A 19,743-nucleotide genomic window follows, 5' to 3' on the forward strand; every position below is an offset into this window, starting at 1 on the left:
TTCACCTCCTGTTCACTTCAAGCTCTGACCGGCCATGCCCTCCATCTCCTCCTGGGAGAAGGCAAGCAGCAGCAGCCGCTCGCCTCGCGGCAGCAGCCAAAAATCTCCGGGACGAAGGTGATGCCGGACCCACAGATGGTACAGCATCGTTGTCATTCCCCCGGAGCCGATCAGTTTTTTAGGTCAGCAATCTCGACCCCGAAGCCGGAAAGCTCCAGCACCTTATCGCCTACGGCATCCAGTTCACCCGCCAGCAGCATGCGGCGGACCGCCTGCTCTCCGCCCGACAGCTTCAAGCGGCTGGTAATCCGGGAATCACCCCAGCCGCTAAGCGTCAGACCCTTTACGGACAAGCTGCTGGTGGCCTCGGAGATCAGCAATGCATTAAAAGTCTCCGTATCCACCTTCTCGTCCACCGCGCCTTTGATCGTCCGGCGGACTGTGCAGCGCTCGCGGATGCTGTCCACTTTACTAGAGGTCAAGCCTTGCAGTACCATCTGCATATCCAGCCGCTTAATGCGTACGGTTTCCTCCGGCAGCTTCTCCGCCGCCTCAAACAGACCATCCAAAATTTGCTCTTCGCTCATGTTCTCGTTTAAACTCATGCGTCTATCTCCTTTATGAATCAAGTAATCAAATCAAATCGGTGCCCTCAATGGGGCTGCTGCGCGAGCCAATGTCTGTTCCGATGAAGGATTGAAGGGTACAGTAGTGTACAACTGCTAATAATCCCCTACCTTCAAACGCATGAGGAAATGGGCAGAACGAATCCGTGCATGCAGCCACTCCCTCTATGCTTAACTTCAGCTGTCATAACCAACATAGCATTCATCAAAATCATTCAGCGGCTAGCCACCGGCTCCCATCGGTAGGAACCCTACTCTTAAAGCGGACCCAGCAGACGCTATTTCGAATAAATGGGTCGTTTTTAGGAACTGAACGGACCCACGATCCGCTATTTGCGCGAAAACACAATAAAAGTGCCAATAATAGAACCAATAGCGCATCTCATGTCCGCTAAATCTAAAATTATGGCAATATCCCAAGACATAACGGAACCAGAGTCCGCTACTCAAAAGACACAAATAGAAGTACACCCAAGGGGACACGCTGCACTCTGAGAAGCCATTGGCGTCCTAAAACGAACAGCCCCCGACATCCTGCACACATCAAGTCTGTCCCTCTTAATCCCCCTGAATCGGATCCAGCAGCTCATACCCCTCGAAGGTGAAGGAAGTTTCTTCCTGCACTTCCTCACCCGCTGTCCAGTTGGCCAGCTGGATTTTGTCCGGCATGCAGCGGATCAGGCGAACGCGCTCATGACCGTAGGATTCGGGATCATCCAGCTTGGAGATGATATCGAATTTGGTGAAGCCGCGGGAGATCATATCAGAGGTGACCTTGTAGCCGGTCATCGTGCCCGTTCCTTTTTTGCTGCCGTTCTTGTGCACCGTCCAGTCGTTACCGACCAGCTTCAGCTCGCGCTTCTCCAATTCCACGCTGGCTTCCAGCTTGTTAATATGCGTCTGCCATACCCCGTCAATATACGCCTGGCCGTATGTCCCCATAATGACTCTTGAAGCATCCAACATGTTAAGTTCCTCCTCGAATGGTTAGGTTTTAATCAAACAAAGCCCTCTTCGGGCAGTTCGTGGTATCTTAAATACGCTGATCGGGCGTCCCATTTACTGCACGTAGAATGTTCCAAACAGCTGCTCCATCACGTCGGTCAGCTTCACGTTCCACTGCAGGAAGACCTGATCGGGTTCCGGCGTGTTCACGGCGGAATCGCCATAATAGGACGGATCGAGAATGACGTCATAGCCATCAGGCTCAATGACATTGCTGAGCGACAACGAAGCGAGATATTCCTTCACGGCGCCAATCAATGCGAGTCGGCCTTCCTCCGTGTTGTTTACCTTGCCGATGTAGGTTTGTTCGGCAGCCAGCTGCAAATCCGCATGGATCGCATCCATGACGCGGATCGAACGGATTTTTTTCCAGGCATTGTTTTGACCTTCTGCCGGACTCACCAGTGTGTTGATTCCGCGCAGCGCTTTTACCTGGCGTCCGTCATAGAAGAGCACGAACACACCGCTGCGTACGGCCAGCTCCTGCTCGGAGCGTGTCCAGCGCCGGGTCACATCCTCAAAAGGCGTTACCGCGTATGTAGCAGATTGATTCAAGCGTTGGCCGGCAATGAGCCCGGCAACATAAGCAGCGGTTTGGGCGGAACTGTAGTTCACGCCGGACAGCCGCACGCCCGTACCGACATTGATAATCCCTTCGTGGTTCAATGCAAGCGAACGATCTGCCGCCAGTTTTGCTGCATCCTTGGAGGTATCGTCCGCAGCGCTCCCTCCGAACACCGCCAGCACGCCGCGTCCCTCTTGGCGGAGGCGCTTCACCCAAGCGGCAAAGCTTTGCAGCAGAGCCATATCGGCCGCATAATCCAGTGCCAGCACGTTGAACTCCTGACCTTCGACCGCATCCTGCATCTCGATGTAATCCGCGTTGGTCAGGCTGCCGTTGCCGCTCTTGCCTCCGGACAGCATGGCACCGCTCACATCGGCGGGAATACCGGCAGCATCCAGCGCTGCAGCCGTTACCCAGAGATTCGCGTCATCCGCATTGATCTGAGCCGCAATCGAAGCGGCTGAACCGTCTTCACTTGTGTAAGAACCCAGCAGCTTGGCGCCTTCATAGAGGCGAAGTTCCCGGGCTGCCTGATCAATCAGCGACGGCTGAACGCTGACCGAGAAGCCGTTGCCCCGGCTGCCCGGGTATTTAGCCGTGAGCTTCAGCACATCGGATGGCGTGGCCTCCGCATTTTGAAGCGTAACAGTTGCCGCGGCTGCTGTGTTATCTGCCAGGCGATAAGCCAGCAGCTTCTTCGGACCGCCGAGCAAGGCCAGGTAAAGCGTCTCGTAGGCCGTTGCCCCGTCCTGGTTATCCACAGAATACAGGTCGGCAATCGCAGACTCGCTTCCGATTTCTACGAATTCGCGCACCGGTCCCCAATTGGCCTTGACCGGCACAACGACCGTACCTCGGGCTCCGCCCAAGATCGCCGAAGCGGCCGCCGCCTTGAAATTCATATACAACCCCGGCAATACCGGTTTATTTGTACTTTCCCATGTTCCACCCGCCATGATTAGACCACCTTCGCTTTCATAAATTGTTGGATTTTTTCTTTGACCTCGGCTACCGTGAACAACGCTCCGTCAATTCCATACATGGCGCCTGCGAGCACTTCCGTCCGAACCTCGAACAATTCCTTGGCGTGTGCTTTAAGCTCTGCAAGTGCATATCGCGGAGCGCTGCTGCTCTGGGCTTCCGCCTTGTTTGTTTTTTTCACAGCCATTGTGGCCACCTCACTTTAAAATAGGTTGAATGTTAACGCGCCTGATCAAGGCTGCTTCTTCCGGTGAACGCAGCTTCCGCTGCGCCAGGGTCAGCTTCAGCTGTCCGTCGAGAATGGGATCGGCTTGCATATCGCTCGCAATCTCAACCACCGATGCATAGCGGCGATTCTGTGAATCCAGCAGCAGCTGAACCTGGGTGCCCAGCTCCTCCACAAGCCTTACAGCGGTGAGCTGCTCGCTTCCGGAATCCAGAGCGGCGATGTGCCCGGTGAAGGTTTTGCGGACCTCAACCATCGAAGCACCCGCCATTCGGGTCTCACAACCCGTCATCCGCCATAACATGGCGCAATCGTCCCGCCCTGCCGGCCATGCCGTGTGGTAGATGCTCCAGGAATTGCCCAGCACATCTCCCGTCCAGGCTGCCAGCGCACTCAGCCATTCGTCAGGCTGTCCGGTGAAACCAGCTCCTGAAAGCTCCGGCACATAGACACCGAATCGCATGATTCGGATCATTTTGCCTGTGGATGGATCGAACTTGTCGGCTTCCGGCACACCCAAATAATGCAGCTTGAAGCTGTTCCCGTCTGCTCCGGTAACCCGCTTGCGGTGAAGTCCCGGAATTAATTGATTCGCCCAGCGATCCAGCTGCAGCAATTCGGAAGGATTCGCATACAGCTTCAAGCGAACCACCTGCCGGTACCCCGCCCATGAGGATTTCCATACGTCCTCACCGAGCGTGATGGCCGCAAAAAGAGGCTCAACGGCCCCATCCGGCGGGTATACATCATACACGCGGCCTTCAAGCTCCGGAATGATGCCTACAACGGCCTGCCTGACCGCCCCTCTCATTCCGCAGATTGCCGGACGGCTTCCGCTCGTTCATGAGACAGGCAGCTTGTCACTACGATCACATTGTGCAACACGGCCCCTCCTTTCTGTTCATATAGGGATCGAAAATGAAGCAATCGAAACTCATCCGAAAGCAAAAAACCGGTCCTCTACAAGGCCGGCCTACATCTACACGATGCGTGTTCGGTATGCTCTTTTGCTTCATTCCCGATAATACAATCTTACACTCCTAAATCGGATACGCTGACGTATCGTTGGACGGTTAAAGCGGAACTTAAAGTGGATTGTCGGCGGAAAAAAATAAGAACGTTTGTTCGTATTTATTGTATAATCCACAACCTCCTTTGAGTTCTAACATCATGGTAAACTGCACACATCTTGAAACAAAAAAACCGAAGCGCCTATTAGAGGTCTCCGGTTATCGTTTGCCTGGATCCATTAGCTGAGCGTGTATCAGCTCAAACTTCCATGTGCTTTTCTAGCTGGGCATGTACCAGCTTTAAACTTCCATATGCTGTTCTAGCTGGACATGTATCAGCTCAGCTCCGTGTGCTTTTCATGGCTTTTTCCAACTCGTTCAGTTTCAGCAATCCCCTGTCCGCCAAGGCCAAGGCCAGTTTATAGAACGCCCGGGTGCGGATCTTCGTATACGTATCCTTGCTGACCGGCGGTTCGAGGATATGGTTGTACACCTTGTAATCAAATACGTCGTCATGCTTCATATACCGTTCCCGGATCAGGAGCTGTTCCCGCTCGCCAAGCCGTTCCACAATCGATTCGATGGTCTCGCAATACTGCTTCCTCGCCGCTGGAACATCTACATTATATATAGCGACCTTCGCCGTTTGATCCGAGGTTACGTTGGTTGGCCCATGGAACCGTTCCGTGTAGGAAGCGGTGACGCTTACCTCTCTTACTTCGAATGTAATGGTTTTATAGATACGATATTTCTCGAATATCGCCTCAACGGCATGCTGGGTTTTTCTGCGATCTAATTCCGGTAAAAATGGATTCATTTTAAAACACTCCCTTTTGAATGTCATTTTCAAAGTTTAATTTGCCATTTGGCAGAAGGTGGTCTCATTCTTACGTTCGTATATTGTTCGTATTTTTTCATTAATATACCACTATTTGGAGAGAGACGTAAACCATCAAAAGGGTGAACTTTTCACGAAAATAGGGATCATAACTCTCGTTTTCTTGCCTTTTGGCAATAATCCTCTCTTTTATTTTACCTGTTGGCAAAGATTGTGAATGTGTTTATACTAGGGGTAGATGTCTCAGATGGACTATGGTGAGGAGTGGCCGGAACGTGGATCACATATTTGGAACATACTTGAAAGAGATCAGGGAGGACAAAGGCTGGAGCATCAATCAGCTGGCACACGCCGCTGACATCAGCGGATCACAGATCTCCCGTATCGAGAACGGGCTGCGGGGCATACCCAAGCCGCAAACCTTGCGCAAGATTGCCGATGCACTTGAAATCCCCTACGAAGAGCTAATGAATAAAGCAGGCTATCTGCCGACGGATGCCGCACATCAAGATGAAATATCGGCTCCCGCTTGGGCAACCTCCAGGGATAAACGGGATTTTAAGAAAATGCTTGAGGATGACGGAGAGCTGATGTTTGATGGCGTCCCTCTGAATGAAGAGGACAAGCAGCGCATCAAGGACGTGCTGACCGGACTGTTCTGGGAAGCCAAACAGATGAACAAACGCAAGAAATAATCTACTAATCTACATAATAAGGAGCTACATACCGATTACTACGATTCAACCAATACCAATATTGCAGGTGAACCGGCATGGATGATCAATTACAACCCGTAATCCGCCAGCTGATCAAAAAACATCATACCAACTGCCCTTTTGAAATTGCGGCTTCGCTGGGCATACATATTCGATTTGCAGATTTAGGCCAGACGACCAAAGGGCTGTATTTCCGTAAATTAAGACGGAGATTCATCGTCATTCATAATCAGCTGCCACCACCTTGGCAGCGCTTTGTGTGCGCCCATGAGCTGGGACATGATCGTCTCCATAAGGGAATCAGCCGTTTTTTTCTGGAGGAGCATTCCTATTTCAGCCCCGGCAAACTGGAGCGGCAGGCCAACCGTTTTGCCATCGCCCTGTTGACGGCCAATCTGGCCCCGGGACCGGGAGAATCCTTGCACGAATTCTATCTACGGGCTGGCATCCCACAGGAAATGCTATATTTTTTTAGACTTTAATCGAACATACGTTCTGAATATGTATATCCATATGCCAAAGCTCTAAACAAACTTGAAATCAGACCCTAAAAAGTGACGCGAATGATTTCATTTGCACCGGTGGTTGTGTTCATACTTTCCTTACATAAAAAGAAATAGACCGTCCTTTGGTCAGGATAGCGGTCTATTTCTGATCGGATTTCCCATAGCAAGGCCGCCCTTATAGCGGTACCTTGTATCCCGGGATCGTGTTAGCCCACGGTCCCTCTTACATTCTAAACACATTAGAACGGAGATGATGCACGAATGCCACGCATCGCCTGAAATACGCTGCTGTCCCTTACTTATCCAGGTGGGACATGTAGTCAAACGCCGTTGTGCCGTACACATTCTTGAAATGCCGGTTCAGATGGGCAAGGTCCGTGAAGCCACACTGGGTAACAGCCTGATAGACATCCCTGCTGTCCTCGATCAGATGTTTGGCGCGCTCCACTTTGCAGTTCAGATAGTACTGATAAGGCGAGAGCCCCGTATTCGCTTTAAAGGAACGGATGAACTGATACTTCGACATCCCGAACTCCCCGCTTAATTCGTCCAGCCTTAGAACATGGTCCAGGTGACCCTGCATCAATTCTTTTGCCTTCCGGGTAAAGATGGTGTCCCTCCTGCCGTCCGGGTTCAGAATATGCTCGTTAAAATGTCCCGCCAAACCCAGCAGCAGCTCGCTGCTCATTGCCTCCGGTTGACCGGTGAAAATCGACTTTGTCACGTCCAGGATGCTTTGCCGAAGTCCGGCATGATACACAACCGGGGACTGAAAACGGACAATATCCTTCTTCTCGATCAATTCCAGGAACAGCTCAGGATGGATGTAGATCATGACATAGTCGATACCCGTCCGTTCCTGCGACCAGCCATCATGATTCTGCTCCGGATGGAACAGCATCACCCCGCTTTGGTAGGAAGCCTGCTGACTGCCATCCAGCGAGTATTTCTGAATGCCGCGCAGGGTTACGCCAAGGGCATACTCCTCGTGGTAATGTTTTTTGTATTTAAAATCAGTCAGGCTCGCGGACAGCGCCGTAATGCCTACCGCTTTTTTATAGATAAACTGCTCCATCTTTCCATCACCCCTTTATGAGCTCCGGTATGCCAGATACGACGATTGCCGAATACAGCAGAAACAAAGCCAGAATCGTGTTGGTCGTTCTCCGATATTTTTGCATAATTCCTTGAAAAAGGCTACCGCACACCGCCCAGGTCATGTACGCAGACAGCCCGATTAGTGATACCGCAACAACAAACGCAGAGATGACAGGGCCTGCCGTATAATATGGCATGACATAACTCGGAATAACCGTGAGGGTGAACAGCACCACCTTCGGATTGAGAAACTGCATAAGAAAACCGGATGTGAAGGATGTCGTTTGGTTACCGGACGACTTGGATACATCCATGGTATACACTTGATACGCAAGATACAGCATAAACAGGCAGCCCGCAATTCGCAGCGCCGGCAGAATGAAAGGCATGCTGGACGTCAGCAATTGACCTAACACAACCGAAGCGACAATTAATAGGAAAAAGGCAATCGATGCTCCGGCAATGTAGCGCAGCGTCTTTTTCATGCCGGAATTTTGAACAGAGGCCAAGATGACGATATTCGCTGGCCCCGGCGAGAACGCCACAATGACACAGTAAATAAAAAACGACGAAAGGTTCATGATGATGATAGCTCCTTACAAAGGAATTTCCTTTGCCATTATAGAGCCGGTTGCGCTGCGGGGCATAGTACATTATTGCAGCAGAACAAGAGCCGCACCAAGCACTGGGCACAGCTCTTCTCTAAGAATCCTATATGGTTGACGCACTTAGTTGCCGGACTGATGAATCCTTGGCTGTTCCTGCGCATGCGCGCTGCCTGACAAATTCAGCAGCACTACACCCGCAATTATAAGCAGGATGGAGAAGACCTTCAATCCATTGATCTGCTCCGCAAAAAACATATATCCGATAAGCGTAATAATAAGAATGCCAAGACCTGACCAAATCGCATATGCCACCGAGATTTCAATCTGCTTCAGACTCAGCGTCAGAAAGCTCAGGCTGCAGATGTAGAATACAACCAGCAGCACGCTGGGCAGCGGTTTGCTGAACCCTTCCGACAGTTTCATATTCAGGGTACCCGCCACCTCAAACACAATCGCCAAACCTAAATACAACCAATGCATAATCTTACGCCCCCTCCCGTTTATCCGCGGCGATGCCAAACAGTAATATGTCCATGATGGACTCCAGCAGTTCTCCCAGCGGCAATTGATGCTTAACCGTCGCTCTCGAGTCATAAATCTGATGAAGCGACCCGAGGTACAGATCAATGAACACCGGCAGATGGATTCTCTTTAGACTTCCCTCCGCCATCCCCTGCTCCATCAGCTCGCTGACAATACCCCATTCTTCTCTGAAAAAGGTGTCCAGCTTCTCCCACTGCGGATAATGCGACCGTTTCAAATCCGGCAGCATTCCCAAATCCATCTTCTCCATCTCCTGAGGCAGACAGATCAGAATTTGGCGAAGCTTCTCCGGAATGGTAAGCTCCTCATCCGCTGCAATGTCACGTTCCTGTTCCTGGATATGCCGGATCATTCCATCAATGATATGTTCAACAATCTCTTCCTTGGAAGAGAAATGCTCATAAATCGTCCGTTTGCTGATGGCAAGTTCTCGGGCCAGGTCACTAACGGTGAAGGTGAAGCCCTGCCGCTGAATCAATCGCATCGTTTCATTCAATATTCGCTCACGCAAGTGAATACTCCCCCGCTTCTGGTACTATAAATACTATATCAGTACCAATAGTATTATAACGCCAAACTCGGCATTAAATCCAGACATCCTTACAAAAATATGAAGAATGGCCTGTTCCACACTCAGGTATAGCCTTGAAATCTCACCAAAAAAAGATATCCCAAAAGGTCCATAAAGACCCTTCAGGATATCCCGGGCTTAGTTGCTGCAAAATGAATTCTTCTTAATCAAAGCGCACATCGCCAATCCCGAACCACGGAAAATACCCGGCTGCCACATAAGCGCAGCAGGCTGCGGCCGCCAGCAAGCCGATCACCAGCAGATCATACCGCGAATAACGTGACGGATAATAATACGTCCGGGCCTTCACCTGGTCCCCGTTAAACTGCTTCGCCTCCATTGCCGCAGCCACCCGGTGTGCCCGGCGGATGCTCTGCGCCAGCAGCGGCACCACGTACATCCCCGCACGGTTGACCATGTCGCGCACGCCCCGAATCGGGCGAACTCCCCTTACCTTCAAGGCTTGACGGCGAATCACAAACTCCTCCCACACCATGGGCAGAAGCCGTATCGAAGCCATGAAGCTGTACGCATACTTGGGCGCAAGCCTCAGCTTCTGCATCAGGCTGTAGAATAAATCCACGGAGGACGTTGTCGTTACAAGGAGCAGTCCCTCCGAGGCAAAAGCAATCCCCTTAAACCCCAGATGCAGTCCCCGGTAGAAGCTTTCTTCCGATACCCGGAACAACCCCCACTCCCACCAGAGAGTCTCCCCTTTGCCGAACAGCATCATGGAAGAGGACGAAGATATAAAGGCAAGCAGAAACGGAATGAAGAAGAGCAGCATCTTCCACGGTTTAACCCCACTCAGCACCACCAGACAGACCATAAATACCAGTGCCTGATACATCATGAAATCCAGATCATGGGTCAGCACCGTCATGAAAAAGAGGGCAAAAATAAGGCCGAGCTTCACCACCGGATTGGCCCGGTGCAGCCAGGTGATCCGTACAGGGTTCCATATATTCATGAATTCACCCCCGTGAGGTGAGCTGCGCTTGCGGAGGAGGGATCGTAGGATTCTCCGGCCCGGTTCAATCCATCATCCTCCTGCCGGGATTCCGCACCGGTACACAATCGGGGTGAAGCCATGCTCGAGGTCAGCTGACCTTCCCGAATTTCCCATATATGCGTGGCGACCCGCTGCGCAATCTCCATCTCATGGGTCACCATGAGAATGGCGGTTCCCGTGCGGCGCAGCCGCTCGCACATCTCCAGAATCGCAAACGTATTCCGCGCGTCCTGACCGAAGGTCGGCTCATCCAGGAGCAGAACTTCCGGCTGTCTGGCCATCGCAGTGGCAACGCTTAAGCGCCGCTTCTGACCGGTTGACAGCTGATAGGGATGCCTGTTCTCCATTCCGCTTAGTCCGAAGCGTTCGAGACAGCGATCGGCTTGGGCCTTCGCTTCCTCCGCAGGCATGTTATCCACCAGCAAGGAGTAAACAACCTCGTCGCCAATACGCTCCGTCAGAAACTGAAGCTCCGGATTCTGAAACACGAATCCGATTTGACGGAGCTGCTGCTCTCTCTTCTTCCGCACCTTTCTCGCCTTGCCTTGCACAACCTCTTCCCCGCAGAGCACGTAGGTCCCTTGCGCGCGCAGCAGTCCCATCAGACTGAGAAGAAACGAGCTTTTCCCCGCTCCGTTCGGCCCTACCACCGCAATAAATTCTGCCCGATAAACTTCTGCCGAAGGGAGAGAAATCACAGGTTTATCCCATCTCAGTCCCTTGAAATCCTCTAAACGGATCACAGGCTCCCCATCTAAAGGGTAAGGCAGGGCAGCCTCGTGCAGGAGATTCCCCAGATCTTCGCCATAGGCATCAACCGGAGCAAACAATTCCCGGCCGGCCCGGGTCTGAGCATAATCTTCCCACACGCCGGGATACCAGATTCCATAGGATTTAAGCTCGCACTCATACTTAGCAAATACTGCCGCCGGCGGTCCATCGCCCAGAATAACGCCATCCGGACTGAACAGAACGACACGATCCACGTATTTCGCCATCTCTTCGATCCGGTGCTCGACGATGATCAGTGTACGTCCTTCCGATACGGATTTCACCGCATCCCAGATCTGCTCCCGTCCTTCCGGGTCAAGCAGTGCGGACGGCTCGTCAAGGAACAGCACCTCCGGCTCCAGCAGCAGGGCGGAAGCCAGCGCCAGCCTCTGCTTCATCCCTTGCGACAGATGGCCGATCGGCAGATGAAGCTCCTCCAAATTCAGCCCCACCTCATGCAGCGCCGCTTGCATCCGTTCCTTCATCTCGTCTCGGGGAATACTCAGATTCTCCTAGTACAAAGGCCAGCTCCTCATCCACATACGGCATGCAAAACTGCGTATCCGGGTCTTGAAATACGTATCCCCAGGAGCGCGGGACAATCTGTGCCTCACACTTCATTGGCACTTCCGTAGCGCGGGGAATCATTCCGCTAAGCACCTGGAGCAGCGTGGATTTGCCGCATCCGCTCGGACCAAGCAGCAGCACCTTTTCCCCACGGGCTGCCGAGAACGAGAGATCTTTGAACATCAGCCTCTCTTCCCCGGGATACTTCAAGCGCAGTCCCTCCACCTGCACAGCCTGCTCCTGTTGAACCTCAGCGGACTGAGCCGGAAATAGGCTTACCGTGGCATTAGACATGGCGCGCATCATCCAGCGCTTCGTAATCCTTCTTCGACGCGGGACGCAGCAGTGACGTTACGCCTGTACGATCCAGCGCCTTGGCCAAGAGCAGCATTAACAGACCTGCAATAACTGCACCGCTGATTACCCGCATACCATATTTGGCCAGGAACATCCATGTCTGCAGATCGTCCGTATAGCTGTAATAGAAGTCCATTATCATCGAACCGATGGCCGCTCCGGCCCCGGCAATCACCAAGGTCCACGCTGAGGTACTCCGATAGCGGAGCGCCGCGAATACCAACTCCGCCCCCAGTCCTTGAATCAAGCCATATAACAATAGAGTCAATCCCCAGCCGCTGCCAAACAGCACCTCCACGTGGGCCGCAGCCACTTCCGCGATGATGGCCACGCCCGGCTTGCGAATTAACAAATAAGCCAGCGTAGCTGCCGCAAACCACATGCCGTAGAGCAGCTCATCCGCTTCAAAAAACAACGGTTTAAAAAGATTATAGACCGACCCCCAGAAGTGATAAATCACGCCAAACACAAGCGATACCAGCACCGTCACCAAAATATCGCTTAACCGCAGCCCTCTTCTGGGCTGAACCCCCAACTTCTCTTGCATTGATGTTCCCATAACAACCTGTACCCCTCTCCACCGCTATTTTTGTGTAAACACAACAAAAAACCGTCTGGAAAAACGCGCAGACGGAAAAATAGGCCCTATGTAGGCAGGGTCGGATATTCTCTACGCTGGCATTACCCAGTTCAGATTAACGGTCAACAGCGGATAATAGCTGCAATCTCAGCCTGATTCACTCAAGCCCCCGTATTCCCTATTCGGTTTTATGTTAATTTTAAAATACAGGTCCGCTCCAGAATTTGCAAGAACCTTTTTTCAAATATGGCTATTTATTGATTTCCATCTCATTCTATGTCAATATCAGAGTGATTGGCTTTTCCACCATCGTTATATTGCTTACACCTATGCACAAAGGAGAATGACATGGCTAAACAATTGCTGCGTCTGATGACTGAGCTCTCCTCCCGAAAATGGTTGTCCCGAATGATGGGGCATTGTTCCCACAGCCGGCTGAGCCGTCATCTAATACCTGCATTTATACGAATCTATCAAATTCCGGCTCATGAAGCGGAGAAAGAGATCCACGAATACCGCTCATTGAACGAGTTCTTTTCCCGCCGGTTAAAAATAGGCCTGCGTGCCATCGATGACACCGTCGATGCCATGGTAAGCCCTGTCGATGCCACTATTTCAGCAATGTGCGCCATTCATGCCGGCACCATTCTGAGTGTCAAGGGACAGGATTACACCCTGAGCGAGCTGCTCGCGAAATCCCCGAGAATGGAAAACTATATAAACGGTTATGCATTCGTATTGTATTTAAGCCCAACAGATTATCACCGCATCCATTCACCCGTAACCGGTGTTCAGGCGGAAAGCGAGCATCTGAAGGGGAAGGTTTACCCCGTGAATGACTTTGCGATGACCCATATCCGAACTGTGCTGAGCCGCAATGAGCGTCTCATTACCTACATTGCCCATGAATTCGGAGAAGTTGCCGTGGTGAAGGTGGGCGCAATGAACGTGAGCAGCATCCGTTACGCCGATGAGAGCGTTAAGAAATGGCAGATCGGCGATGAACTCGCGTATTTTGAATTCGGCTCTACCGTTGTGCTTTTGACGGAGAACGGCACGTTTAGCCCTCGCGGCGACCTGGAGCCCGGCTCCAAAGTAAAAATGGGAGAATTACTCGGTTTGCTGCACCCCTCCACGGCCAAAAAAGGGTAATTCCTGCCGCCCCAGCGCACATGACAAGTTAAGGCATTCGATCATTAGCAGCATGAATGATTAACGTCTGCCCAGCATCCGATAAATCATCTGCTGAAACCACCGGTCCGGCAGCAATCCCTTAATCCATGCGGTTATACGCGTGCCTTGGGGCAGCTTATATCGGAATCTCGGTTTGGACATGGAGGCAATCCTTGCCACGAGCTTCGCCACCTCCAGCGGATTTCCGCTTCCCCTGGCTGTCCGCTCGGAATAGTCCAGCACACCCTTCAGCATGTCGCTGTAGGGTGACCCTTCCTTCACCTCTAATTCACCAAAGCTCTTATTCCAGATCGGTGTGCCATAAGCACCTGGCTGAACCAGCACAACGTGCATGCCGAAGGGCATAAGCTCCAGCGACAGGCTCTCCCCGAATCCTTCAATCGCAAATTTGGAGGAAGCATACGGTCCATAACCCGGGAAGCCGACCACGCCGCTGATGCTGCTCATGAGAATAATCTTGGAATTCTCGGTCCGGCGCATCAGCGGCAGCATGTGCTGTGTCACAGATACCGTTCCGAAGAAATTCGTCTCCATCTGTCTTCTCCACCCACTCAGCGGCACTTCCTCCACCATTCCGCCTACCGCTTCACCAGCATTGTTCACCAGCACATCCAATCGACCAAACCGCTGCTCCAAATGCAGGGCAACCGCCCGTACCTGCTCTTCATCGCATATATCCAATCGAACCCGATGAATTCGCTCTGCAACACCCGCCTGCTCCGCGCGGGTCATCAGCTCTTGAGCCGCCTCCGGTCTGCGAAGCCCTGCAGCCACATCATATCCCGCTTGCGCCAGCTCCAGGCTGATAAGCAGCCCAAAGCCGCTGGAGGCCCCCGTCACCAATGCCACTTTTCCTGTCCCTGCAATCACCAACGGTTCACCACATATTCCGTACTTGCCACCAACAACGTCACTCCCATCACCTTTCTATTCCTTCAGAATACCTTACCAACAAACTTACTCCCTTTGGCCTCAGCCGAACAAACTTTATGTATATGCTTAATATATCAAATTTCCGTTGTATGAATAGGTCTGGCACCCGAAGGTACACATAAGAAAAAAATACCTATCGCGTACTCTATATATACGAGAAAAAGGGAGCCGGTTAGCTCCCTTTGCGGTTCATCCTGAGAAAAGCATATATGAAATCGGGATTCAACATCACCCGTATGAAGGCCAAGGCTCATTAAAACCACACATCCTGATGATCCTGATTCGCTGTCTTCATGCGGCGCAAGCGATTTCTGAATATACCGCAGCCACCGCGGCTGAAGAAACGACCGCGCACCCGTCTTCTTGGGCTCATTCCCCTCTCCCCCCTTCATAAAATTAAACTGTACGTCACATTTACCCTAAAGCGCTTACTATGAAACCCATAAGCCCCTTCCATCAAGCAGGTAAGTTATGGAAGGGTGGGGGAATCACCGAATTTCGGATGGGCTCTTGCCCGTATACTGTTTAAATTGACGGCTGAAGAAGAAAATGTCCCGATAGCCCAGCGCGTCGGCTACTTCCGTGACATTCATCCCTTGATGCAGCAGCAGATGCTGTGCCCGCTCGATCCGCATCTGAATGATGTAGGATTGCACCGGCGTACCGATCAGTTCCTTGAACTTGATCGAGAAGTAGCGGGGGGACAAACCCGCTCTCGCCGCCAAATCCTCTACCCGATGGGGAACCCCCGGATGCTGACGGACGTAATTCGCGATTTCATGGATCGCCTCTGACAGCTGATTGCTCGCTTTTTTGACAACGGGCTCATCCAGGTCCACACGCAGCAGATGAATCATCAGCTGCTTGAGAATCAGCTGACCCTCCTCCAATGCCCCGTAAGGCTTGTCCAGATACAATCGCACGTATCGTGCCAGCAAGTATTCAAAATCCATCGTTTCCGTCAGCTGGCGATACGGCGCAGGGATGTCTTGGACCGGATCGGTCACGTCAAAATGGATATATGTCAATACGAGCGGCTTCTGCGGATTATGCGTTGCACTCGTATGATCTCCAGGTCGGAACAGGAAGCAGCTTCCTTTTCCCACGGTAAAAGGCTCGTCATTCACCTCGACTGTGCCTTCCCCGCTCCATACATAGAACAAATCATAGTTCTGCATGGGTCTTTCGCGTTTCTGCCATTTCCAGCCCGGCTCACAGACGATTTTGGCAAGCGCAGGCATGATTATAAAAGAAGACGGCGATGCATTCAGCATCACGTCATTACCCCCTCATCTCATTTCTTGAAAATTATCTCTTTTCCATCATACCCGGTTTTTAAGTTTTTTGCATGTCCAGCCATGCCAAGGCTATTCGTCTAACCCCTTCCTCAATCATAGAAGCATCTAAATGCGAGAAGCCAAAGCAGGCGGCAGGCGGTCCAGGCGTGAGGTGATAGACCGCAGCATCCCGAAACATAACCCCTCGATTACGGGCTGCATCCCGCAGCGCCGCATACTCTTCCCCCGATCGCAGCCAGTTCGCGTACACGTGCAGACCTGCATCACCGGAGTGCAGGCAGAACAGATCGGAGGCATAAGCATCCATCGCTTGGTGAAGCGCCTCGTACCGCGCACCGTACAGCCTCGTCATCCTTCTTAGATGCCGTCCATAGCCACCTCTTACAATAAAACGCGCAAGCGCACGCTGCTCCAGTACGGCAGGCGAGATCGGCTCGTACAGAGCCTTGGCCTGCACGACCGCCTCTACCAGGCTTGGGGGCAGTACAGCATAACCGATGCGAAGCCCGGTAAACATCGTTTTGGAGAAGGAACCGACAAAGATGACACGTCCCTCGTCATCCAGCATTTTCAAGGGCTCGATTGGCTTGCCGCCCCAGCGGAATTCACTGTCATAATCATCCTCAATGATAAAGGCTTGACGGCTTCTCGCCCAATTGAGCAAAGCCCTTCTCCGCTCCAGCGGCAGCACAGCACCTGTCGGGTACTGACGACTGGGGCTTACGACCAGCAGCCCGGCATCCCAATCACGCGGAATCAGTCCGGCCTCGTCAACCGGGGAGGGCAGCGGGATTCCGCCGCTAAGGCTTACACCCCGGTGGATTCCCTGATATCCCGGATCTTCCATGACCACATGATCACCAGGATCCACAAGCAGTTGAAATAACAGAACAAGCCCCTGCATCGATCCGCTGAAGATGACAATATGCTCGGGATCGACCTGGATTCCTCTTGTAAAGCGCAAGTGCCCGGCAATCGCCTGACGCAATTCCGTATCTCCCTCGGGCGGCGCTCCGCTCTGGAGCTGCGTTCCTCCGCTTCCGCCCGCGTAGGACAGGGCACTCCTCCATTCCGAATACGGAAAATCTTGAATGGGCATCCTTGCATTCGCGAATGAGATCGTACCTAGGGGAGGCTCTTGAATCGACATGAGAGCAGAGGCATATTCCCCGCTCTTCTCCATTAATCGCTGACCCCAAGCCGAGAGAACGGGTGCGCGATCTGCCGCCGGCGGCTGGTCTATCATAGCAATCCCCTTAGCCACATAGGTTCCACTGCCCGGTCTGGATACAACATACCCTTCTGCCATGAGCATGTCATAACTTTGTGCGGCTGATCCTCTGGACACCCCGTACAGCTTCGCCAGCTCCCGGGTTGCAGGAAGACGGGTTCCTTCCGGCAGCTTGCCGCTGTGTATCGCAGTACGAATGGCGTGATATAAAGCCAAATATTTATATCGATATTGTTCCACATACGTTTCGAAAGGCAATCCCAGCTCCATGTTACCTACTCCTCTAACCTTCGTAAGATTGGACTATATAAATTACTCTAAATTGGCGCTTTTTCCTTGTCAATGTTCATCGTATGCTGTTATTCAAAATGATAGAGGGAGAGTTTAATCATGAGAAGAGACGAATTTGCGATGAAAGACCCACATGAGGTCGAGGATTTCCTGAATGGCATGAGTTTTGGTTTCCTTGGAACGACGGATGAGGCGGGAATCCCTCGCGTCACCCCCTTGAACTTCGCCTATGTCAACGGTGCATTTTATTTCCACGGCAGCCGAATGGGTGAGAAAATGGAGCATCTGCGCCGAACGCCAGCGGTCTGTTTTACCGTTGCCGACGAATATGCCCTCATCCCTTCTTATTTCTCCGATCCGGAGATGGCATGCCCGGCCACGGCTTTTTTCAAAAGTGTAACGGCTGTCGGAGAGGTGATCCTCGTCGATGATCTGGAGGAGAAAGCACTTGCGATGGAGGCTTTAATGAAAAAGCTGCAGCCTGAGGGCGGGTACCGCACCATCGATGCAAGCGACCGGGCTTATATTCCCAGACTAAAAGGGGTAGCCGTCATTAAACTTGCTCCGCAGCGAATGAGTGCCAAATTCAAGTTCGGTCAGAACCTGAAGCCGGAACAGCTGAACTCGGTCGTAGAGGAGCTTGAGTGCCGGGGAAAACACCGGGATGAGGAGACCGCGGAACTTATGTGCAAGTATCATCCTGTACCGCGTTAAAGCATTACATTTATCCGTGACGGTTCCAGGGGTAGGTGGTATAATGTTAGGCAATGAAAACGTAAAGGTAACACGTCATCTGCTCTCACGTTAACCAAAAGCAATCGGAAGGAAGGAATCAGTTCATGAACCCATTGGTTGGTCAATTGAATGAAAAAATGCAAGCTGGCAATCCGCATGTATACGACATGCTCTCCACACTCGGCAAAGAAATTTACTTCCCGAAGGAAGGCATCCTGAGCCAATCTGCGGAAGCAACGAGTCATGCGAAAAAATATAACGCGACGATCGGTATTGCCACCGAAGGTGGAATCCCGATGCATCTTGGCGTCATCCAAGACAAACTTTCGGCTTACCAGCCGAAGGATCTGTACCCGTATGCCCCGCCGGCAGGCAAGCCGGAGCTGCGCTCCGTATGGCGAAGCAAAATGATTCAGGAGAATCCCTCCCTGGAAGGCAAGAACTTCAGCAATCCGATTGTGACCAATGCCCTGACGCACGGACTTAGCATTGTAGCGGATCTGTTTGTGGATGAAGGGGATGCCGTTATTTATCCGGACAAGAATTGGGAGAACTACGAGCTCACATTTGGCATTCGCCGCCATGGCGTTCATGTAACCTATCCTCTCTTCACTGAAGATATGAAATTCAACGCCGAAGGACTTCGGCAGGCTCTGCTGAGCCAGAAGGATAAAGGCAAAGCTGTCGTTCTGCTCAACTTCCCGAACAACCCGACAGGGTATACGCCTGGCGCCCAAGAAGGGGCTGCCATTGTTTCCGCGATCCAGGAAGCTGCCGAAGCCGGCATTAACGTTGTTGTTGTTACGGATGACGCGTATTTCGGATTGTTCTTTGAGGATTCGTTGAAGGAATCACTCTTCGGCCGTCTGGCTGGCCTTCATCCTCGGGTGCTCCCCGTTAAAGTGGACGGTGCAACCAAGGAAGAATTTGTGTGGGGATTCCGCGTGGGCTTCATAACGTTCGCGGCTGACGATAAAGACGTGCTGGACGCACTGGAACAGAAGACCCTCGGCATTATTCGCGCGACGATTTCCAGCGCCTCGCATCCTTCGCAAACCTTTGTTCTGGAAGCGCTGAAGGCACCTGAATTCTACGAGCAGAAGGAAGAGAAATTTGTCATTATGAAGGGCCGCGCCAACAAAGTGAAATCCATTCTCGACAGCGGTAAGTATGGTGACGTATGGGAGTATTATCCGTTCAATTCCGGCTATTTCATGTGCCTCAAGCTGAACACGGTATCCGCGGAAGCGCTGCGCTCCCATCTGATCCATGAGTACGGCGTGGGAACGATCGCCCTCGGAGAGCATGATCTCCGAATTGCGTTCTCCTGTATCGATGAAGAGTACTTGGAGGATCTGTTTGATCTGGTTTACAGAGGGATTCAGGACCTGCAGCAGGCTTAAATTAAACGTTTGGAGATCACAAGGCCAATCCATCATACCTAATAAGACCGGGATTCCTCCCGGTCTTTATTTGTTCTT

23 protein-coding genes and 1 riboswitch are annotated in these 19,743 nt (G+C 52.0%); of the genes, 5 read left to right on the plus strand and 18 right to left on the minus strand.

Features of this window, described 5'->3' with window-relative positions; genetic code table 11:
• Positions 1 to 12: 12 nt before the first annotated feature.
• The 7 genes from PVOR_RS30855 to PVOR_RS26010 all read right to left on the minus strand — a co-directional run bounded on the left by PVOR_RS30855 (position 13) and on the right by PVOR_RS26010 (position 5,230).
• Positions 13 to 156, minus strand: a complete 144-nt coding sequence (locus tag PVOR_RS30855; protein ID WP_160164037.1) for a hypothetical protein — start codon at positions 154 to 156, stop codon at positions 13 to 15.
• A 14-nt stretch (positions 157 to 170) separates the two neighbouring features.
• Positions 171 to 605 carry a phage tail assembly chaperone gene (locus tag PVOR_RS25985; RefSeq protein WP_006212544.1) on the minus strand — a complete coding sequence of 145 codons (435 nt, stop codon included), beginning with the start codon at positions 603 to 605 and terminating at the stop codon, positions 171 to 173.
• A gap of 579 nt (positions 606 to 1,184) precedes the next feature.
• Entirely contained in the window at positions 1,185 to 1,592 is a 408-nt protein-coding gene (locus PVOR_RS25990) for a phage tail tube protein (protein ID WP_006212545.1), read from the minus strand.
• A gap of 93 nt (positions 1,593 to 1,685) precedes the next feature.
• Positions 1,686 to 3,152 carry a phage tail sheath family protein gene (locus PVOR_RS25995; protein ID WP_006212546.1) on the minus strand — a complete coding sequence of 489 codons (1,467 nt, stop codon included), beginning with the start codon at positions 3,150 to 3,152 and terminating at the stop codon, positions 1,686 to 1,688.
• A gap of 2 nt (positions 3,153 to 3,154) precedes the next feature.
• Complete coding sequence (locus PVOR_RS26000) at positions 3,155 to 3,364, minus strand: hypothetical protein (RefSeq protein ID WP_006212548.1); 210 nt, start codon at positions 3,362 to 3,364, stop codon at positions 3,155 to 3,157.
• A 10-nt stretch (positions 3,365 to 3,374) separates the two neighbouring features.
• The gene (locus PVOR_RS26005; RefSeq protein ID WP_006212549.1) at positions 3,375 to 4,214 is read right to left on the minus strand and encodes a hypothetical protein; all 840 of its coding nucleotides are present in this window, start codon (positions 4,212 to 4,214) and stop codon (positions 3,375 to 3,377) included.
• A 539-nt stretch (positions 4,215 to 4,753) separates the two neighbouring features.
• Positions 4,754 to 5,230: an ArpU family phage packaging/lysis transcriptional regulator gene (locus PVOR_RS26010; RefSeq protein ID WP_006212550.1), complete on the minus strand. Its 477-nt coding sequence runs from the start codon at positions 5,228 to 5,230 to the stop codon at positions 4,754 to 4,756.
• Between the two features lie 296 nt (positions 5,231 to 5,526).
• Between PVOR_RS26010 and PVOR_RS26015 the strand changes: the two genes are divergently transcribed.
• Positions 5,527 to 5,946: a helix-turn-helix domain-containing protein gene (locus tag PVOR_RS26015; protein ID WP_006212551.1), complete on the plus strand. Its 420-nt coding sequence runs from the start codon at positions 5,527 to 5,529 to the stop codon at positions 5,944 to 5,946.
• Positions 5,947 to 6,023: 77 nt separating this feature from the next.
• A complete protein-coding gene (locus tag PVOR_RS26020; RefSeq protein WP_006212552.1) occupies positions 6,024 to 6,449 on the plus strand; it encodes an ImmA/IrrE family metallo-endopeptidase in 426 nt (141 codons plus the stop codon).
• 319 nt (positions 6,450 to 6,768) lie between these two features.
• On the opposite strand, the gene PVOR_RS26025 is transcribed toward PVOR_RS26020, so the two are convergent.
• The 8 genes from PVOR_RS26025 to PVOR_RS26055 form a co-directional block, all read right to left on the minus strand.
• Positions 6,769 to 7,548 (minus strand): AraC family transcriptional regulator, encoded by a 780-nt coding sequence (locus tag PVOR_RS26025; protein WP_006212553.1) that lies wholly within the window; start codon positions 7,546 to 7,548, stop codon positions 6,769 to 6,771.
• A 7-nt stretch (positions 7,549 to 7,555) separates the two neighbouring features.
• A complete protein-coding gene (locus PVOR_RS26030; protein WP_006212554.1) occupies positions 7,556 to 8,152 on the minus strand; it encodes a LysE family translocator in 597 nt (198 codons plus the stop codon).
• A gap of 147 nt (positions 8,153 to 8,299) precedes the next feature.
• Positions 8,300 to 8,659: a DMT family transporter gene (locus PVOR_RS26035; RefSeq protein ID WP_006212555.1), complete on the minus strand. Its 360-nt coding sequence runs from the start codon at positions 8,657 to 8,659 to the stop codon at positions 8,300 to 8,302.
• 4 nt (positions 8,660 to 8,663) lie between these two features.
• On the minus strand, positions 8,664 to 9,233 hold the full coding sequence (locus tag PVOR_RS26040) for a TetR/AcrR family transcriptional regulator (protein ID WP_006212556.1): 570 nt from the start codon (positions 9,231 to 9,233) through the stop codon (positions 8,664 to 8,666).
• A gap of 223 nt (positions 9,234 to 9,456) precedes the next feature.
• Positions 9,457 to 10,263, minus strand: a complete 807-nt coding sequence (locus PVOR_RS26045) for an energy-coupling factor transporter transmembrane component T family protein (protein ID WP_006212557.1) — start codon at positions 10,261 to 10,263, stop codon at positions 9,457 to 9,459.
• Positions 10,260 to 11,561, minus strand: a complete 1,302-nt coding sequence (locus PVOR_RS26050; RefSeq protein WP_327196593.1) for an ATP-binding cassette domain-containing protein — start codon at positions 11,559 to 11,561, stop codon at positions 10,260 to 10,262. Before PVOR_RS26050 ends, PVOR_RS26045 begins: the two co-directional genes overlap by 4 nt.
• On the minus strand, positions 11,530 to 11,937 hold the full coding sequence (locus tag PVOR_RS32910; protein WP_327196594.1) for an ATP-binding cassette domain-containing protein: 408 nt from the start codon (positions 11,935 to 11,937) through the stop codon (positions 11,530 to 11,532). The genes PVOR_RS26050 and PVOR_RS32910 overlap by 32 nt, the downstream gene beginning before the upstream one ends.
• Entirely contained in the window at positions 11,930 to 12,559 is a 630-nt protein-coding gene (locus tag PVOR_RS26055) for an ECF transporter S component (RefSeq protein ID WP_006212558.1), read from the minus strand. Before PVOR_RS26055 ends, PVOR_RS32910 begins: the two co-directional genes overlap by 8 nt.
• 91 nt (positions 12,560 to 12,650) lie before the next feature.
• Positions 12,651 to 12,763, minus strand: a riboswitch (TPP riboswitch).
• Positions 12,764 to 12,928: 165 nt separating this feature from the next.
• Between PVOR_RS26055 and asd the strand changes: the two genes are divergently transcribed.
• Complete coding sequence (gene asd, locus PVOR_RS26060) at positions 12,929 to 13,732, plus strand: archaetidylserine decarboxylase (RefSeq protein ID WP_006212559.1); 804 nt, start codon at positions 12,929 to 12,931, stop codon at positions 13,730 to 13,732.
• A 60-nt stretch (positions 13,733 to 13,792) separates the two neighbouring features.
• Here asd and PVOR_RS26065 read toward each other — a convergent pair whose 3' ends face one another.
• The 3 genes from PVOR_RS26065 to pdxR all read right to left on the minus strand — a co-directional run bounded on the left by PVOR_RS26065 (position 13,793) and on the right by pdxR (position 17,506).
• On the minus strand, positions 13,793 to 14,644 hold the full coding sequence (locus tag PVOR_RS26065; protein ID WP_006212560.1) for an SDR family oxidoreductase: 852 nt from the start codon (positions 14,642 to 14,644) through the stop codon (positions 13,793 to 13,795).
• A gap of 551 nt (positions 14,645 to 15,195) precedes the next feature.
• Entirely contained in the window at positions 15,196 to 15,981 is a 786-nt protein-coding gene (locus tag PVOR_RS26070) for a helix-turn-helix domain-containing protein (protein ID WP_006212562.1), read from the minus strand.
• Positions 15,982 to 16,042: 61 nt separating this feature from the next.
• A complete protein-coding gene (pdxR, locus tag PVOR_RS26075) occupies positions 16,043 to 17,506 on the minus strand; it encodes a MocR-like pyridoxine biosynthesis transcription factor PdxR (protein WP_006212563.1) in 1,464 nt (487 codons plus the stop codon).
• A gap of 120 nt (positions 17,507 to 17,626) precedes the next feature.
• Between pdxR and PVOR_RS26080 the strand changes: the two genes are divergently transcribed.
• Positions 17,627 to 18,241, plus strand: a complete 615-nt coding sequence (locus tag PVOR_RS26080; protein ID WP_006212564.1) for a pyridoxamine 5'-phosphate oxidase family protein — start codon at positions 17,627 to 17,629, stop codon at positions 18,239 to 18,241.
• Positions 18,242 to 18,366: 125 nt separating this feature from the next.
• Entirely contained in the window at positions 18,367 to 19,665 is a 1,299-nt protein-coding gene (locus PVOR_RS26085; protein ID WP_006212565.1) for an aminotransferase class I/II-fold pyridoxal phosphate-dependent enzyme, read from the plus strand.
• Positions 19,666 to 19,743 lie beyond the last annotated feature (78 nt).

Origin of the sequence: Paenibacillus vortex V453 (genome assembly GCF_000193415.1) — a bacterium.
GTDB classification, from domain to species: domain Bacteria; phylum Bacillota; class Bacilli; order Paenibacillales; family Paenibacillaceae; genus Paenibacillus_AQ; species Paenibacillus_AQ glucanolyticus.

What these genes read in the sequence shown, in the direction of transcription:
- PVOR_RS26085 (WP_006212565.1), top strand. Translation starts at nt 18,367, where the DNA reads ATGAACCCATTGGTTGGTCAATTGAATGAAAAAATGCAAGCTGGCAAT.
- PVOR_RS26050 (WP_327196593.1), bottom strand. Translation starts at nt 11,561, where the DNA reads ATGAAGGAACGGATGCAAGCGGCGCTGCATGAGGTGGGGCTGAATTTG.
- PVOR_RS26005 (WP_006212549.1), bottom strand. Translation starts at nt 4,214, where the DNA reads ATGAGAGGGGCGGTCAGGCAGGCCGTTGTAGGCATCATTCCGGAGCTT.
- PVOR_RS26045 (WP_006212557.1), bottom strand. Translation starts at nt 10,263, where the DNA reads ATGAATATATGGAACCCTGTACGGATCACCTGGCTGCACCGGGCCAAT.
- PVOR_RS25995 (WP_006212546.1), bottom strand. Translation starts at nt 3,152, where the DNA reads ATGGCGGGTGGAACATGGGAAAGTACAAATAAACCGGTATTGCCGGGG.
- PVOR_RS26055 (WP_006212558.1), bottom strand. Translation starts at nt 12,559, where the DNA reads ATGGGAACATCAATGCAAGAGAAGTTGGGGGTTCAGCCCAGAAGAGGG.
- asd (WP_006212559.1), top strand. Translation starts at nt 12,929, where the DNA reads ATGGCTAAACAATTGCTGCGTCTGATGACTGAGCTCTCCTCCCGAAAA.
- PVOR_RS30855 (WP_160164037.1), bottom strand. Translation starts at nt 156, where the DNA reads ATGACAACGATGCTGTACCATCTGTGGGTCCGGCATCACCTTCGTCCC.
- PVOR_RS26025 (WP_006212553.1), bottom strand. Translation starts at nt 7,548, where the DNA reads ATGGAGCAGTTTATCTATAAAAAAGCGGTAGGCATTACGGCGCTGTCC.
- PVOR_RS32910 (WP_327196594.1), bottom strand. Translation starts at nt 11,937, where the DNA reads ATGTCTAATGCCACGGTAAGCCTATTTCCGGCTCAGTCCGCTGAGGTT.
- PVOR_RS26000 (WP_006212548.1), bottom strand. Translation starts at nt 3,364, where the DNA reads ATGGCTGTGAAAAAAACAAACAAGGCGGAAGCCCAGAGCAGCAGCGCT.
- PVOR_RS26030 (WP_006212554.1), bottom strand. Translation starts at nt 8,152, where the DNA reads ATGAACCTTTCGTCGTTTTTTATTTACTGTGTCATTGTGGCGTTCTCG.
- PVOR_RS26010 (WP_006212550.1), bottom strand. Translation starts at nt 5,230, where the DNA reads ATGAATCCATTTTTACCGGAATTAGATCGCAGAAAAACCCAGCATGCC.
- PVOR_RS26080 (WP_006212564.1), top strand. Translation starts at nt 17,627, where the DNA reads ATGAGAAGAGACGAATTTGCGATGAAAGACCCACATGAGGTCGAGGAT.
- PVOR_RS25990 (WP_006212545.1), bottom strand. Translation starts at nt 1,592, where the DNA reads ATGTTGGATGCTTCAAGAGTCATTATGGGGACATACGGCCAGGCGTAT.
- pdxR (WP_006212563.1), bottom strand. Translation starts at nt 17,506, where the DNA reads ATGGAGCTGGGATTGCCTTTCGAAACGTATGTGGAACAATATCGATAT.
- PVOR_RS26035 (WP_006212555.1), bottom strand. Translation starts at nt 8,659, where the DNA reads ATGCATTGGTTGTATTTAGGTTTGGCGATTGTGTTTGAGGTGGCGGGT.
- PVOR_RS26020 (WP_006212552.1), top strand. Translation starts at nt 6,024, where the DNA reads ATGGATGATCAATTACAACCCGTAATCCGCCAGCTGATCAAAAAACAT.
- PVOR_RS25985 (WP_006212544.1), bottom strand. Translation starts at nt 605, where the DNA reads ATGAGTTTAAACGAGAACATGAGCGAAGAGCAAATTTTGGATGGTCTG.
- PVOR_RS26070 (WP_006212562.1), bottom strand. Translation starts at nt 15,981, where the DNA reads ATGCTGAATGCATCGCCGTCTTCTTTTATAATCATGCCTGCGCTTGCC.